We start from the raw sequence: 16,723 nt of genomic DNA, 5'->3' as shown, positions 1-16,723 counted from the left end.
TTGTAGTATAATGATAAGAACTTTAAGTTTTGAGAAACTTAGCACAAATCATTTATATCTTTATAAAGGAGTTCATATGGCCTGTACAACATTTCTCGTCGGTAAAAAAGCCTCATTAGATGGTACAACTTTAATTGCACGCAACGAAGATGGTGGCGATAAACCCAATCCCCAACGTTTCGTCATCATCAATCCTGAAAATCAACCCAAGCACTATCGCTCTATTGCCACAGCTTGTGAATTTGACTTACCAGAAAATCCCCTATCATATACTTCGACACCTGATGCGGATTCAACCTATGGGATTTGGGCAGCGGCTGGAATTAATAGTGCAAATGTTGCCATGACTGCAACAGAAACCTCAACGACAAATAGTCGCATTTTGGGATTGGATCCTTATGTTGAAACAGGCCTTGGTGAAGAAGATTTCACAACAATTACCCTTCCCTATATCCAGAGTGCGCGTGAAGGCGTTGAACGGATGGGACATCTCTTAGAAAAATATGGGACCTATGAATCAAATGGGATGGCTTTTTCTGATAAAGATGAAATTTGGTGGTTAGAAACACTGGGTGGACATCAATGGGCAGCTATTCGTATCCCCGACGACGCTTATGTTATTGCTCCTAATCGTCTTAATATTGATTGGTATGATTTTGAAAGTTCTGACACGATTTATTCAACTGGTTTAAAAGAATTTATTGATAAGAACAAGCTTAATCCAGACTTTGATGGTTATAACCTTCGTCATATTTTTGGTTCAAGTACCATTAAAGACACGCGCTACAACAATCCACGCGCTTGGTATGTGCAAAACTATTTTTCTCCAGAAACCACAGGAAATGACGATCCATTTAACCAAGATTTACCTTTCATCTGCCATGCCAATCGCAAAATTTCCATTGAAGAAATTAAGTTTGTCATGTCAAGTCATTATGAAAATACAGCTTATGACCCTTACAGTACAACTTCAAGTGCCGCAGAACAAAAATTGATTCGACCAATTGGACTCAATCGTAATTTGGAACTCCATGTTTTACAAATTCGAGATAATATAGACAAGGAGCTTGCTGGCATTCATTGGCTTGCTTTTGGACCTAACAGTTTCAATAGCCTTGTTCCATTTTATGCTAGAGTAAGTGATACACCCACTTGTTATCGCGATACAAAAGTCGACTTTGATCCAACCAAAATGTATTGGTTAACTACAATTACCGCTGTGCTAGGAGACAGTAATTTCCAAGGCTATGTCGATAAAAGAGACAATTTTGAACTGAACACAATGGCAAAATTAAGAGCCTTACAAAATGAAACTGATAAAGGAAGTGACCAATCGCTTGAAGCAGTGAACGAAAAACTTGCACAGATTGCTCTGATTGCTCAAACTGAACTTCTTGGTAAAATGGTGATTTCTGGTTCCAATCACATGAAACTTCGCTTTGATTTTAATGATTAAAAAAATACGGTTAATTAACCGTATTTTTTTAGATACTATCAATGAAGCGTCAACATCCATTGATAGAGTAGTCCAACAATTACAGCACCAACAATTGAACCAGTTGCTGGAATCCAAGCATAGCTCCAGTTGGAAGTTCCTTTATTTTTGATTGGTAAAAGGGCGTGCATTATTCTCGGACCTAAGTCACGTGCTGGATTCATCGCGTAGCCAGTTGTTGGTCCTAAAGAAAAACCAACTGCCATAATAAGAAAACCGACAATAATTGGACCAAAACCACCTTCCAGACGATAATGGCCCATTGCCATAATCAGTATCATGAGTAGCGCCCCATCAAAAGCTTCTCCTAAAAAATTGGACCAAGAATGACGAATAGCGGGTGCTGTGGCAAAACTTGCCAAGATTAGAGAAGAATCTTTTGTTTCTTCCCAATGAGGATAATAATGTAACCAAACGGCGACAGCACCTAACATAGCACCTAAAAATTCGACTACAATAAAAGCAAATGCTAAGCCAATCTTTATTTTCCCTAAGACAAGAAAACCAATGACCAAGGCTGGATTGAGATAAGCAGGTGAAAAGAAGCCAACTACCCAGACAGCGACAGCAACGGCTAAGCCCCAGCCAATTGCAATAGTCACCCAACCTGCATTTTCCGATTTTGTTTTACCTAAAACATTTGCTGCGACAACCCCATTTCCCAATAATACAAGGATGAAAGTGCCCAGAAATTCTCCCAATATTTGTAATGTCATTGCTTTACCTTATTTTTCTATCATCATTTTTTCTAACTGCTCTTTTATTGCTTCAAAAGTTGCTCCTGCTTCTAAGAGGGCACTCGCTGTGTAAGCTCCCTCAATGAGCGGGACATTAAAAATGGTTAATTCTTTGTCTGTCATTTCAGAAACCAAATCCAAATTCATTCGAGCGCTTCCTAAATCAAAAAATGTTAAAAGATGATTTGCCTTATTCTCCTCAATAGCTGCCATTACTCGGTCAAAAGAGGTACCAATTTCTCCATTTTCTAATCCACCTATAGCGGTTAGAGAAATATCTTTAGCAACTTCGCGAATTAATTTTTGAAGTCCTGAAGCAATCTCAGAGGAATGAGAAACGATTACAATTCCATAAGTCATGCTACTACCTCCAAAAGTGTTTCAAATAAATAAGCACTTGATTGTGTTCCAGGGTCAATGTGCCCAATTGAGCGTTCCCCAAGATAAGAAGCTCTTCCTTTTGTAGCTAAAAGTCCTGCACTTGCTTTAACAACTTTTTCTAAATTATCTTTGGAAGCTGAATCAGTTTGTAAGTCATTTAAAAATGCTGACCAGATATCAACCATCGTTTTTTCACCGACTTGAGCTTTTCCTCTTTTTTGAATAGCTTCTAGTCCAGCATAAATTAATTCGCTTGTATCCAAAGTTTCTGCGGCAGTCTTACTCATGGCTAGAAAGGCTGAACCATACAAAGGACCAGAAGCTCCTCCTACTTTTGACATTAAGGTCATGGCCACTTTTTTAAAGATTTCTGAGACATTTCCAAAGTTTGAAACTTCCAATGCTTTCATTGTTTCAGACATCCCACGAGCCATATTTGCACCATGATCCCCGTCACCAATAGGTCCGTCTAGTTCGCTTAGATAAGCTTTATTTTCTTGTATTTTTTCGTTGAATTTTCCTAACCACTCAATGGTTTTATCTATTGTTAACATTCTCTCTCCTTATCCCCAAGAAATAGTTTTCACGTCTTCATTAAGATTTTTGAGCCATTGGTCATCTTCCAACTTAATCATTGTAAGTGACAAGCCTGCCATATCAATTGAAGTCATATAATTTCCAACTTTTTTAAAAAGAATTTCAATATTTTCTTCTGTCAGTAATTTTGCAACATCATTCATAAAAATGAATTGCTCCATTAGTGGCGTCGCTCCCATACCATTTACAAGAATTCCATATTTTTGACCAGCTTCAAATTTGAATTCTTCTTTCAACTTTCCAACCAGTTCTGTTGCTAACTCATAAGAAGTTTTCATTTTTTCCCGACGGTATCCTGGTTCACTATGAATTCCTACGCCATATTCAATTTCATTATCATCAAGAACAAAACCAGGTTTTCCAACTTCTGGAACTGTTGCGGCTGACAAAGCTAAGCCAATAGTCTTGATATTCTTTACGACCTTATCAGCCAAATCTTTGATTTCATCTAAAGAAGCTCCTTGATGGGCAGCTGCGCCTAATATTTTATGAACAAGAACTGTTCCAGCAACTCCTCGTCTTCCTTGAGTATAGAGCGAATTTTCAACGGCGATATCATCGTCAACAATAATTTGCTCAACCTTAATATCTTCCATCTCAGCCATTTCTCGTGCCATTTCAAAATTCATCACATCGCCTGAATAATTTTTGATAATTAAGAGTACTCCAGCACCTTCGTCAGCAAATTTGATTGCCTCATAAATTTGATCAGGCGTTGGTGATGTGAAAATAGCTCCACAAACAGCTGCTGACAGCATACCTTCTCCAACAAAACCAGCATGAGCTGGTTCATGTCCAGAACCCCCGCCTGATACTAAAGCAACCTTTCCACTTTTAGGACTTTTACGTTGGATGATATCAAAATCTGGAACTTTTTCAATCAAATCTCCATAAGCATAAGTCAATCCTGCTAACATTTCTGAGACCACATCTTGTGGCTGATTAATAATTTTTTTCATCGCTCATCCTCCTGAGTTTCTTATGTTATACTTAGTATAAATAAAAAATTACACAAAAATAAGGGACAAATTGCAAAATGTGTCCGCTTTCTTTTAAAATATGAAAAAATCAATCATTACCCAAAAAATTATTGCTAAAGCTTTTAAAGAACTGATGCAAAGCAATGCTTATCACCAGATTTCTGTCAGTGATATTATGCAAACTGCAAAAATTAGACGGCAAACTTTTTATAATTATTTTCAGAACCAAGAAGAGCTTTTATCTTGGATTTTTGAGAATGATTTTGCCGAATTAATCAATGATAATCTGAATTATTATGACTGGAAAAATGAACTCTTACTCTTATTACGCTACTTAGATGAAAATCAAATTTTTTATCAAAAAATATTTGTTATTGATAAAAATTTTGAGCATTTTTTTCTCATTCAATGGGAAAACTTGCTTGATAAGGTTATTTTTGACCAAGAAAATAAGTCTGACTACCTTTGGTCAGACTTAGAAAAATCATTTATATGTCGTTATAACGCTGCAGCAATTTGTGCAATAACTAAAGAGTCAATCATCAGAGGACATTCTTTAGAAAAGCTTTATTCTCAGATTGTAAAACTTTTACTTGCTCAAATTAAAGTTTTTGAAAGCTGATTACCATGCAAAAGCTCCCGTTGGAGCATTCAGATAATCCAACCATTTCGTATCTTTGACAGAACAAAGGGTTAGTGATATTCCTGACATATCACAACTTGTCATTAGGTTTCCAACTTTGCAAAACTTAATAGATAAGCCTTCAAGTTCTAAAAGGCGCATCACATCATATTGAAAACTATAAAGTTCCATTAATGTTGTTGAACCCAAACCATTTACAAGCAAAATATAATTTTTATTTACTTTTTTTTGCCAGTTAATTTCTGCTTTTAACTTATTTACTAACTCTACGGCAATACGCTCTGAGCCTTCAAATTTTTCAACACGATAACCGGGTTCTCCGTGTATTCCAATTCCAAAAGAAACTTCATCTTCAGCTAGAACAAATGAAGCCCTCTGATGAGGAAAATGAACGGGTGCTAAGGCGACGCCCAAAGTATAAATTTCTGGGGAAAGTGACAAAGCCAATTGTTCAATTTCGTCAATACTTCCGCCTTCTTCTGCAAGGGCACCGAGAATTTTATGAAGCAAAATTGTTCCGGCAACCCCGCGATGTCTCTTATGAAAATTATAAGCATTCACAGAAATGTCATCATGACTGACAATATATCTTACATCAATTCCTTCGTTTCTCGCTTCTTTGACTGCCTCATTAAATTCCTTCAAGTCAGCTTCGAAATTTTTCATAATCACAAAAACACCTTTGCCTGTGTCAACTTGGCGAATGGCTTTTAAAATATTTTTAGACTTTGGTGGTGTAAATAGAGGTCCAGTCACAGCTGCCGCAAGCATTCCAGACCCAACATAACCTACGTGAGCCGGTTCATGTCCGCTTCCTCCACCTGAAATAATCGGTACTGTTTTTTCACTAAATGTATTATCATAGAGAATCCCAGTTTCTGGCAGATAAGTCAATTGAGGGTAAGTCAAATCAATCCCTTTTAACATCTCTTCTGGAATTTCTTTTGTTGAAGTATAGAATTTCATATAACCAAATTATAGCACAGATATAAAAAGAGCTTGATTTCAAAACTCAAACTCTTTTTATTTATTAGCTTTTAGATTATTTTTCAGTCAAAGCTGCAAGTCCTGGAAGGACTTTACCTTCGAGGAGTTCCATTGAAGCTCCACCACCAGTTGAGATCCATGAGAATTTATCTGCATAGCCAAGGTTGATTGCTGCTGCTGCTGAGTCACCACCACCGATGATTGATTTAACACCTGGTTGTTTAACGATAGCTTCCATCAATCCAACAGTACCTGCTTGGAAGTCTGGGTTTTCAAATACACCAACTGGGCCATTCCAAACAACTGTTTTAGCGCCTTCAAGTTGTGTGTTGTAGTCTGCAATTGTTTTGCTTGCTACGTCAAGTCCCATGAAGCCTGCAGGGATATTTTGGTCAGCAGTTTCTTTAACTTCTGTGTAACCAGCAAATGCGTTAGCAACTTTGTGGTCAAGTGGCAAAATCAATTTTCCAGCTGCTTTTTCAAGCAATTCTTTAGCAAGGTCAAGTTTGTCATCTTCAACGAGTGAAGTTCCGATTTCGTAACCTTGGGCTTTCAAGAATGTGTAAGCCATTCCCCCACCGATGATAACTTTATCAGCTTTTGAAAGAAGGTTTTCAATAACACCGATTTTATCTGAAACTTTTGAACCACCAAGGATGGCTACGAATGGACGTTCTGGAGCTTCAACTGCTTCTTGGATATAAGCAATTTCGTTTTCAAGAAGGAAACCAGCAACGGCTTTATCAACGTTTGCTGAGATACCAACGTTTGAAGCGTGAGCACGGTGAGCTGTACCAAATGCATCATTAACGAAGATTCCGTCACCAAGTGAAGCCCAGTATTTACCAAGTTCTGGGTCGTTTTTAGATTCTTTTTTACCATCGATATCTTCAAAACGAGTGTTTTCAACGAGAAGGATTTCTCCATCTTTAAGTTCGTTGATTGCTGCTTCAAGTTCTGCTCCACGAGTAGTTCCTGGGAAAACAACATCTTGACCAAGTTTTTCAGAAAGAGCTTTAGCTACTGGTGCAAGTGATTTACCAGCTTTGTCAGCTTCTTCTTTAACACGTCCCAAGTGAGAGAAGAGGACTGCACGTCCACCTTGTTCAAGGATGTATTTAATTGTTGGAAGCGCAGCAGTGATACGGTTATCATTTGTGATTACACCATCTTTAATTGGAACATTAAAGTCAACACGTACGAGGACTTTTTTGCCTTTAAGTTCAACGTCTTTTACAGTCAATTTTGCCATTTGGAAAAATTCTCCTTATAAGATATTTTTGTTGAGATTGAAAAAGCACCATGCTGATTCAATTCAAATCGATAGGTTAATTATATCACAAATTCGAATAATTTGGCTTTGAGAATTTTACTTTTAGCTTGTAAAGGGTTACTTTTAAAAGATTTTTACTGACAGTTTTTTTATTTTTAAAAATGAATTTAAAAAGGACTGTCAGTAATATATTTTTGAATTCCATAAGCAACACCATCTTCTGTATTGCTTTTCGTAATCACTTTTCCTATTTTTTTTAAGTCATCAGAAGCATTTGCCATAACAATTGGTAGGCCAACAGCTTTCAACATAGTCAGATCATTTTCATTATCGCCAAATGCTGCAAGTTCACTTTGTTCTAACTGTTCTCTTTGAGCAATAAATTGAACTGCTTTAGCTTTTTGTGCTTCAAGATGCGTAATCTCAAGATACGTTTCCCAAGTTTTTTGAATGATAATATCAGGAAAATTTAGCTTTTCTAAATGTTCTTTAATTTCTTCTAACTTACTTTCATTTGGTGTAATCAAAAGAATTTTAAATATTTCTAGTCTTGGTCGCTCAGTTACCAATGCTTCCAAATCTACTAACTTGGGAACCTGTGGAGTAAAATGCATTTCTTGTTTGATGTCTTTATCAATCTTTTCAACATACCAATCGCTTAAACTATACAGGGATAGATTTATTTCAGGATAATCTTTTTTGATTGTCTTAATTAATTTCTGAGCGCTAGCATGAACCAATGGATTTGCTTTAATGACTTCTTTTTTAGCAAAAATAAGCCCACCATTAAATGCAACTTGTGAGCTTTTTAAATTCAATTGATTAATTAGACTCTCCATCGCTTGAGGCGCTCTTGCTGAAACCAAAGAAAACGGAAGATTAGAGTTTTCAATCACTTCTTGAGTCTTTTTGGAAATTTTCCCTTGGTCATCAAGTAAAGTCCCGTCTAGGTCAGAAAAAATATGTTTAATCTTAGTCATCTTATCCCCCTCTATCCTCTATTTTAACAAAATTTACTGACAGATAAAGTAATTTTTAAAGACGAAATTTATAAAGAGGGAAAAATTATTATATTTTCTTTTTTCTGTTATCAAGAATATCAGGATGGAGTTTTCGCAATTTTCTCGCTGATAATAGTGCAAAAATAGCAGCTAAAACTTGTAAGATAAAATTTAATAATGCTAACAGCGCGCCTATCTCTAATTCTAAAAGGTTATGAGCTTGATTTGCTAAAATAATTAAGAAAGCACTCAAACCACTCAAAATATTGAAAATATAAACTAAAATCGAAGCAATGCTTTTTATTTTTAATTTATGATTTTGAACATGAAGGGAAATCGCATAAATCAAGATAAGTAAACCAAAACCCCAAGCTAAGTATGAGTTTGTTATAATCTTTGTAATCCGCAGCACAAGAATTATGAACACAGCTATAAACCAGATTACCAGAAATTTATTGTAATGATACGCTTTCTGAATCACTTCTTTTTCTTTATTTTCATCAATATCATCTTTCATTTTTCAACCTCCTTTCTCTTTTCTAATTCTTTGATAGCTTGATTTCTAAATTTTCTTGCCCTACTGATATAAAACCAGTAAATATAGACAAGTATATTGACAAGCATTAAATCAATAATGTAGATTAACCAAAGTTCTATATCTCCTGACTCAGTATAAGTTCCACCTAATGTTATACCTATTCCTCCAAAAATCAAAACACAGATTATGAGGATATTTCCAAATACCTTGTCCTTGATTTTATAAAGTTTTTCTAGTCTTTTTATATCTTCTACTTTTTCAAAATTTCGATAATTAGTAAATTTTTCTGAAAGATATAAGCTCAACCATGCCATAACAAAAGATAAAAATAATAAAATAGTCGTCGTCAAAATTGCCCATTTTACAGGAGAAATCTTGGGAGAATGGCTTTCTACAAAATTTACCGTGGAAGACTGAAAAACTGATGATAAGATTGCAAAAGTTACTATGCCCATCCCTGTTATTTTTTTATTACTCTTTATAAATAGTTCTTTATTTTTATAATTATAGCCATATCGTTCATCTGCGTTTCCTCCGATGTCAACTATAACTCTATTAGCGTATGTCTGTTTCATCTTTTTCTTTCTATGGTTGTTTAAGTAATCATACTATTATGTAAGTTTAAAATTTTTCTTCTATTCTTAGTCGCTCTATGATTTATATAAAACAAAAGGAAACATACAGTTATACCAAAAATCAAAGTTTGTATTAAAGCAAAAATAAACCCATCATTGTGAGTAAGATAGAAATTTCCTAATGGCAAAATTATCGACATAAATAAAACAATAGCTCCCCAAATCATAGCTAACCTTAGACGATTTGAGCTCTCATATTTTTCAATATCCCTCCATTCGTTCTGGGATAGGGCACGATTTTGTCCACTAGCTTTAAATAACTTTTCATTTTTCCTATCTGTTATTAAAATAAAAACACAAGATATTAAAAAGGCAATTATGCAAAGCCCTAGGGAAGATAATAACAGCCACAATAAAATATTCATTTCATTTGAGAAATGATTCAAGTATAAAGAAAAATCTGTCAAAAATGGTGACAATAAGGAACCGCCTCCAATTATTGACCACAGCATTTTTTGATTTCCTTCACTAGTGACTTCATTTTTTCTCACAAATATCATTTGTGTTTTATTTTCAAAACCGTAACAAGATTCTTCATTAGTATAAAAATTGATAATCATCTACCGACACCTCACTTCCGTTTCCTGCGGTGGTCATAAAGATAATCATATCCAATAGATATCCCATGCATTACAATAAAAGCAGCTACTCCGATAGCTATTGCAGGTGCAAGTGCAGTAGTACCAGCAATAGCTAGTGTAGCCATCCCACCTACAACTAAATTTATCCCCAATTCTGCAGAAGATTTAGCTGTCGCATCATCTATCCCTTTTCCTTTCGCAAGTTCAGTACCAAAAGTTATGGCAGGTCCAACAATAGGACTAACAGGACTTTCTTCTCCTATCATAAGTCCCCATTGAGCAAATTTTTCTGCTCCCAAACCAAAAACTTGGTCTCTTCCTTCATCTGCCCACCAATTTTCACCATTTCTATTACCTCCACCGTTATAATTATCTTCACTAACAAGCTGAGCTTCTTTCGTATAATAAGCAGATTGCGGAACATAAGTCTGATAGTAAGCACCACTAGAATTACTATATCCTCCTCCTGATGAATAACCATAACCACCAGAGTAAGAGTAGACTCCACCATAACCATAACTATCATAAGTTGGCACATAATAAACCACAGGTGGAATATAATTTGGCACATATTCATAACCATTGGCATAGTAAATACTTGCATAGGGATTGCTCGTGTTGTAATAAACAATCGGTGGGACGTATTTGTTTACTTTTTTATTTCCCTCAATTTTTTGTGTTGGTGTTAGATAGTCTTTACCATTAATTTCAGTCATCCAGTTATCCCGATAATCGTTAAGCCCATTAACAAATTTATTCACATCTTTTAGGTCTATCTGCTTTCTTTCAGATTCTTTATTTGGGGTCATTTGGTGCCTCCAACTCCTATCTCCACAGTAAATATATTATTATCGAACAAATGAATAGTAGAATAACAATCCGATAAATAAGTATTCTAAGAAATATACTTTTTTTCATTTCTGATAATATATTCTTCTCTAGTTCTGTTAATTCATTGTCCTTATCAGATTGAGAATACTGCCAAATTCCCCCTTGAAGATAACGCCTAGCATCTTGCAAATCAAATACCTTCAAGTCCATATATTTTTTAGTATTTTCCAAAATTAAGCGTATCGTATCAGATAAATCATCTGAATCCAATGAACTTGAAATAAGTTTAGACATCTTTTTAAATGCCCTACCATGATGAATCTTTCTAGGTTTTTGTTTCGTTAAACTTTCAAAAGTTACCTGATTTGAAAAGGCATATAGTAGAACTTTATTTGAATGCTTTTGCTTTTCTGTTTTCTCTTGTTCTAACTTTTTATTTCTTTCTAAAAAATCATTCATAGAAGAAACATCAATCTTTTCTTTATTCTGGGTCACCGGTGCCTCCTAATATTTATCCATAAAAATGATCAACTTAAACTAAGACGTTTCCTTTCCTATATAGAAACTGGAAATCAAGAGCGCTCCCACTATAAATTTAAAAATAAAAATTGGGATATTATAGATATTAATAAAAGCACTTAATAGACTAAGAACTCCTACAATAAGCAAAACTCTTCTCCATTTTTTTTTATATTTTTTATCTATTTTAGAAAAAACAATCCATGAGAGTATTGGAAAAAGTAACCAACCAATAAGCCATGAGAGTAATAATACAAGGTTTACCAGAATCAATTTAATAATGTTTGAAGAATAGTTCCAATTTATTTGTGGATTATTTAAAGTTACAATAAAAGGCTGAATAATGCTTTCCCAAATCTGTGGTCCTCCAATTATCACAGCCATTAGGCTACTAATAATATTTGCCAGAAATACAAATTTTTTTGAATTTGACATTTTATCCTCTTCCTCTATCTTATGTATTTAAATATCAAATATGTACCAATACAGATGATTATGATTGTTACGATATTTTTTATAAATATCCTATTTTTGAATGATTTCACGACTTGCTTCTCAGACCTATTTAACTGCTTACCATGTTGAATAAGTAAAGCAAAACTAATCGTAAGATAACGTTTAGCGTCAAAAACATCAAAGATTCCTTGAAGTAAATAGTCTTTAGTATCTTGAAGTAATTTTTTGATTTCCGGACTTATTTCTTTAGAAGTAAGATAAGCATCAATACCCTCCATTAATCTTTCATACTTTCTTCCTCTTTTGATAGTTCTTGGTTTTTGCTTAGTAAGACTTTCAAAGCTGACAAGTCCATTTCTTTCATAACGAACCTCATTCTTATGTTCTTCATACCATTCTTTCCCATGCTTTTGCATTTCTTTAAGACTCGAAACAATCTGCTCAGTTTCTCTGGCTTTTTCTTCGCTCGTTTTTTCATTATTTCTTTTAGATTTATTTTTATCTTTGGTCAAGAAAATATCATCTAAATTCTCAGATTTATCATTGAGGGTCATTAGCTCCACCTCCTTCATATAAATCGTCATCTTCTTTTTCTTCCTCCTCATATTCTCCAAAATCTCCGAGTCCCTCTCCTGATTCCCCCCAATCGGGACTGGTACCATTTTTGGGAGTAATAGGCCAATTATCATCATCAAATTTCATTCCTGCTGCCGCAAATCCCATTGAAGCAAGACTAACTGAAAGTCCTCCCAAAATTTTAGTATCAATCGCTCCCCAATTTACATACAATTTCCCATTTTGTATATATTCATAACCGTCATCGACATTTTCTACACTTGACGACCTTTTTTCGGTCGTTTTGTATGTAATGTTTTCTTCTGCCACAAGTTGAGCTTCTTTGGTGTAATAAGCAGATTGTGGAATATAAGTCGGATAGTAAGCACTAGAATTACTATATCCTCCTCCTGATGAATAACCATAACCACCAGAATCATAACTATCATAAGTTGGTGCATAATAAATCACTGGCGCAATATAATTCGGCACATACTCGTAGCCATTGGCATAATAAGTCGTCGCATAAGGATTGCTCGTGTTGTAATAAACAATCGGTGGAACATATTTGTAGTAAACGTTTAGCGTTTCATCAGTTTTCGGATAAAGTCCAGACCGCGTCGTATTGCCCTCAATATAGTAATTGCCAAATTGATAAGGCACATTGACCGAATAAGGTTTGTTATAAAGTCCCGTGGTGGATTCTTGACCGAGATAAACCCCGTCCATACCATAGTAATCATAAGTGACGGTACTTTGGATGTGATAATAATCACCAACTATTATTGTGTTCCCATTTCTGTGTTGACTTTCTTGTCCATAAGCATAATGTGGGAATTTACTGGCTGGAACATTCCAAGAAACATTTGGAAACCAGATAAATTGATGTTGGGGAACGATAAGCTGATTGTTTTCATCCGCATCATAATAGTTAAGATAGACAATATCCCTGACTTGTGTCGTTAAATGTGCTTGAAGCGCTGAACCAAAGAGGTCATAGCGAACCCCTTGCGAATATTGATAAGAATTTCCACTACGAGCAGGTGCTGGGCTGTAAAAATCATAGTCAAAATTTGACAGGAAACCGGCACCCAGATAACCGCCATAAGGCAGACTAGCTTGACCATTCAAATCCGTATCAGGGCTTGTCGTATCATAAATAACACCACTTGAATCGGTCGCAAGATTAGTGGTCTTTGGAATGACCGTTAAAAGGTTGGCAAGATTGGTCTTGACTCCTTGTGCCATATCAATATCCGTTGTGATAAATGAGGCGAGGACAGGGATTTGAAAATTCGTATGATGTACGACGATTTGATAATTGAGGTTGACATTATTTGCCCCGTAGTAGAGGGAGACAATCGAGTTTCCGTCGGAGTTAGCGATATTTTGCTCGCCTGTAAAAGCCAATCCAATCGGACAGTCAGACGTACTTTCTGCGGGGGCTTGCCAGCTTGATTCATCTGTTGAGATGACTTTGTAGATCAAATCTAGATTCGTTCCGGCTAGGGTCCTTCCAACATTAGTAATTCGTCCAGAATCTCCTGCATTCATAGTATAAGTGGTCGCAGGTATGGTTGGGCCGTCCGTTTGTCCAAAGTTTTCAGTACTGATTTGACCTGTTGCCTGACCTTTGATTGGAATAACCTCCGTGTTTTCTGACCAGTGAAGACCATCAGGCGTTAAAAAGTTATTTGGCACAAGGTTGTTAGCCTTGATTGTAATATTGACATCATCCAGTGTGGACGAACCCGTAATATCATTGGCGACTGAACCTGTCGCAGAAATCGAGCTTATGACAGGGTCTTGACCATTGGCTTGGCTGGCAATTGAACCATTTGTGAGAGCAGGATTTATGATTGTTCCACTTGTCGACAGGCTTGAAGTAATTGTGACGTTTGCTTTTGATGAATCAAGAGGAACACTTGGGGCTTTTGAAGTCGAGGCGTTTGTTTCCGAGCCTGAACTGGTCGAACTTGCAGTTCCTAACGAATTAGAGCTTGTTTCTCCACTTGAAGCCTGAGCCGAACTGGTTGAAGATGATAAATCTGAACTGGCACTTGGGGCTGTGCTTGCCTGCGAAGCTAGTGAGCTTTTCGCTTTAGTTTGCATTTCTGCCTGTGAACTTCCTGTATCTTCTTCGGTTGTCGATTCAGACACGGCAAGAGAAGAATTTACAGTTGGATCGGTGACAGCTTCAGTTTGGTTTGGTGGGCTATCAGCTAAATTTTCATCAGCTTTTACTGCTAAAGGCAGACTAGTCACTAACAAACTTAAAAGAAATCCAGTGCTAAGTAACCAAAATTTACTTGATGACTTCATCTGAAAGTGCTTTTTCTGATTTTCCAATGCAAAACCTCCTTTTAGTGAATATTTTTTGTTTTCTGATTATTTAACATTATACGCTTAATTAGAAGCTTTGGTAAAAATAAAGTAATTATTTTAACTTAATTTAAAAACAAGACTTTTAGAATACAAAAAAGCCTACCAAAAGTGGCAGGCTGCTATTTTAAAACTAAAAAAATCACTGACAGAAGTCAGTGATTAAAAATTCTAATTAGTATTTTTTACGTTTACGTGCTGCTTCTGATTTACGTTTACGTTTTACAGAAGGTTTTTCGTAGTGTTCACGTTTGCGGAGCTCTTGAAGAGTTCCAGCTTTTGTTACTGAACGTTTGAAGCGACGGAGTGCGTCGTCAAGTGATTCATTTTTGCGTACAAGTGTTTTTGACATAGATTTTCACCCCATTTCCAGCTCGAGAGTTCGTGGTCTTTCACACGACTTTCCTATTATATCAAATGGAAAAGACCTTGTCAAACTAGACTAGCTTTATCGTTTCCTCATTTAAGCGTTCTTGATGAATATTAATTTTTATCCAAATAAGCCATCGATTTTTCCGGTTTGGCCATTTCTTTTTGTTAGCTTTTATGAACCCAACTATTATTTAATCATATCTATACTTTAATTTGTACTAAATTCAATCAGAAATAATGGTAAATAGCACTAATTCTCTTGCTTCGTGAAATCCCCGAATTTAGTTTACCAAAATTTTCATCATTTATTCCACCCTTTGTAGAAAAAGTTGCCCTTGAAACCACTTTTTGATAAATAACATTTTCAATGTAACTAACAACTGAAGCATCAGAAAAAAGAAAAATTGAAGTCTCCTTTTATTTACTCCAATCAATTGCAGTCTGACCAGATTCAACCAGAAAATCATTGGCTTTTGAAAAAGGATGAGAGCCAAAAAATCCCCGATTGGCTGATAAAGGAGAAGGATGAGCCGCTTCTAGAATAAGATGTTTGTTTCCATCAATTAATTTGGCTTTTTTTCTTGCAAATCCCCCCCAAAGAATAAATACTTTTGGACGTAGATCATCAGAGGCAATCTTAATTAATTCATCTGTTAAAGGTTCCCAAATTTTTCCTGCATGGGCATTTGAAGCAAACTCCGGCACAGTTAATACCGCATTTAAGAGTAAGACACCTTGACGCGCCCAATTAGTCAAATCACTATCTTTTTTCTCAAAACCTTCCCCACGCAATTCTTTTTGGATATTAACAATCGAGTCTGGACGATTCACTTTGAAAGTAGCAGGATAAGAAAAAGCCAATCCCTGTGCTTTTCCTGGCTGAGGGTAAGGGTCTTGTCCGACAATAATAACTTTGGTTTCTGCTAAAGGAGTCAACTCAATCGCTCGAAAAATTTGATCTTCTGCTGGATAAATTTTCCCTCCTCGATAGGTTTCATTAATAAATTCAAGCATTTTGGGAAAATAATCTTCTGGTAAACGGCTACGTAAAGGCTGTGACCAATCTGTTTTTTTCATCTTTCATATTCCTTTAAAACTTCTCCACAAAAATTCGGAGCGTTGTTTTCAATTTTTCTGTTGCTGTCTTTCTGAAATCACTGATATAAATTTCTCGATGATGAAATTCTTTGTGAACAGCTTTTAAATTATGTTCTTTAGCATACTCAAAGAGTTTTTCAAAGCTTTCTCCTTCATCATCAAAAGAACCTAAATGAATGGTTTGCAGACATAATCCGTCTTGAATAGCTTCAAATTTAACTTTTGATAAATCAAATCCTTTTTTACTTTCAACTAACTTCTTAGCTTTTTCAACTATTTCAGAATCCACAAAATCTGGCATTCTGATCATCAATCGCCAAATAAAGTCATTTTTATCTAGTTTACCAGCTCTAGGTTCATTTTTACTGGTCCATAAACCTTCAAGAGGTGGAACGACAAAAGGTTGGAAATTTTCAATTGTAAAGTCTGGGTTTCGATAGGACATTGAAATCATATAGGCTGTTGCATACAAATATTGAATTGCTTCTTGAAAAGCTGGACTTGTTGGTGCTCCTTTGCCATCCATCATCAGATAATTAAGGGTAGGCAACTCAATTAAAGAAATTCCTTTTGGTAAATAATAATTTTTATCACTTTTTTTATAATCAATTTTCGGGCTAGACATGCTTTTATTATATCAAATTTATAAATAAAAAAAACCT

The 16,723-nt window shown here is 35.5% G+C and carries 19 protein-coding genes and 1 pseudogene; 2 read left to right on the top strand and 18 right to left on the bottom strand.

The genetic code is table 11. From position 1 onward, the window contains the following. Positions 1-76 precede the first annotated feature (76 nt). Positions 77-1,456 carry a C69 family dipeptidase gene (locus QJV49_RS08610; RefSeq protein WP_225512272.1) on the top strand — a complete coding sequence of 460 codons (1,380 nt, stop codon included), beginning with the start codon at positions 77-79 and terminating at the stop codon, positions 1,454-1,456. A 38-nt stretch (positions 1,457-1,494) separates the two neighbouring features. Here the strand turns inward: QJV49_RS08610 and QJV49_RS08605 are convergent, their stop codons facing one another. The 4 genes from QJV49_RS08605 to dhaK are packed head-to-tail and all read right to left on the bottom strand — an operon-like array spanning position 1,495 to position 4,169. Continuing rightward, on the bottom strand, positions 1,495-2,211 hold the full coding sequence (locus QJV49_RS08605) for an MIP/aquaporin family protein (protein WP_225512271.1): 717 nt from the start codon (positions 2,209-2,211) through the stop codon (positions 1,495-1,497). Positions 2,212-2,220: 9 nt separating this feature from the next. Next, entirely contained in the window at positions 2,221-2,592 is a 372-nt protein-coding gene (gene dhaM, locus QJV49_RS08600) for a dihydroxyacetone kinase phosphoryl donor subunit DhaM (RefSeq protein ID WP_225512270.1), read from the bottom strand. Continuing rightward, positions 2,589-3,167 carry a dihydroxyacetone kinase subunit DhaL gene (dhaL, locus tag QJV49_RS08595; RefSeq protein WP_225512269.1) on the bottom strand — a complete coding sequence of 193 codons (579 nt, stop codon included), beginning with the start codon at positions 3,165-3,167 and terminating at the stop codon, positions 2,589-2,591. The genes dhaM and dhaL overlap by 4 nt, the downstream gene beginning before the upstream one ends. Positions 3,168-3,176: 9 nt before the next feature. After that, positions 3,177-4,169 (bottom strand): dihydroxyacetone kinase subunit DhaK, encoded by a 993-nt coding sequence (dhaK, locus tag QJV49_RS08590; protein ID WP_225512268.1) that lies wholly within the window; start codon positions 4,167-4,169, stop codon positions 3,177-3,179. Between the two features lie 100 nt (positions 4,170-4,269). On the opposite strand from dhaK, the gene dhaS reads away from it, so the two are divergent. Then, a complete protein-coding gene (dhaS, locus tag QJV49_RS08585; protein WP_225512267.1) occupies positions 4,270-4,812 on the top strand; it encodes a dihydroxyacetone kinase transcriptional activator DhaS in 543 nt (180 codons plus the stop codon). Here dhaS and dhaQ read toward each other — a convergent pair whose 3' ends face one another. From dhaQ to QJV49_RS08515, 14 genes and pseudogenes are all read right to left on the bottom strand, one after another. Beyond that, complete coding sequence (dhaQ, locus tag QJV49_RS08580; protein ID WP_225512266.1) at positions 4,813-5,799, bottom strand: DhaKLM operon coactivator DhaQ; 987 nt, start codon at positions 5,797-5,799, stop codon at positions 4,813-4,815. Positions 5,800-5,875: 76 nt separating this feature from the next. Next, entirely contained in the window at positions 5,876-7,072 is a 1,197-nt protein-coding gene (locus QJV49_RS08575; protein ID WP_012897069.1) for a phosphoglycerate kinase, read from the bottom strand. Positions 7,073-7,260: 188 nt separating this feature from the next. Further along, the gene (locus QJV49_RS08570) at positions 7,261-8,073 is read right to left on the bottom strand and encodes an HAD family hydrolase (protein WP_225512265.1); all 813 of its coding nucleotides are present in this window, start codon (positions 8,071-8,073) and stop codon (positions 7,261-7,263) included. Between the two features lie 88 nt (positions 8,074-8,161). Continuing rightward, positions 8,162-8,611 carry a hypothetical protein gene (locus QJV49_RS08565; protein WP_225512264.1) on the bottom strand — a complete coding sequence of 150 codons (450 nt, stop codon included), beginning with the start codon at positions 8,609-8,611 and terminating at the stop codon, positions 8,162-8,164. Beyond that, positions 8,608-9,207: a hypothetical protein gene (locus QJV49_RS08560; protein ID WP_281449129.1), complete on the bottom strand. Its 600-nt coding sequence runs from the start codon at positions 9,205-9,207 to the stop codon at positions 8,608-8,610. The genes QJV49_RS08565 and QJV49_RS08560 overlap by 4 nt, the downstream gene beginning before the upstream one ends. Positions 9,208-9,227: 20 nt before the next feature. Then, positions 9,228-9,827: a hypothetical protein gene (locus QJV49_RS08555; protein ID WP_225513194.1), complete on the bottom strand. Its 600-nt coding sequence runs from the start codon at positions 9,825-9,827 to the stop codon at positions 9,228-9,230. Positions 9,828-9,838: 11 nt separating this feature from the next. Continuing rightward, positions 9,839-10,495 (bottom strand): annotated as a pseudogene (locus QJV49_RS08550) (cell wall anchor protein); the annotation flags it as partial. Positions 10,496-10,673: 178 nt separating this feature from the next. Next, entirely contained in the window at positions 10,674-11,174 is a 501-nt protein-coding gene (locus QJV49_RS08545; protein ID WP_225513198.1) for a hypothetical protein, read from the bottom strand. Between the two features lie 42 nt (positions 11,175-11,216). Continuing rightward, a complete protein-coding gene (locus tag QJV49_RS08540) occupies positions 11,217-11,633 on the bottom strand; it encodes a hypothetical protein (protein WP_225513200.1) in 417 nt (138 codons plus the stop codon). Between the two features lie 14 nt (positions 11,634-11,647). Continuing rightward, complete coding sequence (locus QJV49_RS08535) at positions 11,648-12,208, bottom strand: hypothetical protein (RefSeq protein ID WP_058212104.1); 561 nt, start codon at positions 12,206-12,208, stop codon at positions 11,648-11,650. Continuing rightward, complete coding sequence (locus tag QJV49_RS08530) at positions 12,195-14,558, bottom strand: cell wall anchor protein (protein ID WP_281449128.1); 2,364 nt, start codon at positions 14,556-14,558, stop codon at positions 12,195-12,197. The genes QJV49_RS08535 and QJV49_RS08530 overlap by 14 nt, the downstream gene beginning before the upstream one ends. A gap of 208 nt (positions 14,559-14,766) precedes the next feature. Then, positions 14,767-14,943, bottom strand: a complete 177-nt coding sequence (gene rpsU, locus QJV49_RS08525; RefSeq protein ID WP_003129844.1) for a 30S ribosomal protein S21 — start codon at positions 14,941-14,943, stop codon at positions 14,767-14,769. Between the two features lie 437 nt (positions 14,944-15,380). Further along, on the bottom strand, positions 15,381-16,040 hold the full coding sequence (locus tag QJV49_RS08520) for a uracil-DNA glycosylase (protein ID WP_225513046.1): 660 nt from the start codon (positions 16,038-16,040) through the stop codon (positions 15,381-15,383). A gap of 13 nt (positions 16,041-16,053) precedes the next feature. Then, positions 16,054-16,686, bottom strand: a complete 633-nt coding sequence (locus tag QJV49_RS08515) for a GyrI-like domain-containing protein (RefSeq protein WP_225513047.1) — start codon at positions 16,684-16,686, stop codon at positions 16,054-16,056. Positions 16,687-16,723: the final 37 nt, after the last annotated feature.

It is taken from the genome of Lactococcus sp. NH2-7C (genome assembly GCF_029953655.1).
Classification (GTDB): Bacteria; Bacillota; Bacilli; order Lactobacillales; family Streptococcaceae; genus Lactococcus; species Lactococcus lactis.
Note: the sequence above shows the minus strand (reverse complement) of the source record. Positions and strands in the feature narration are given on the sequence as shown.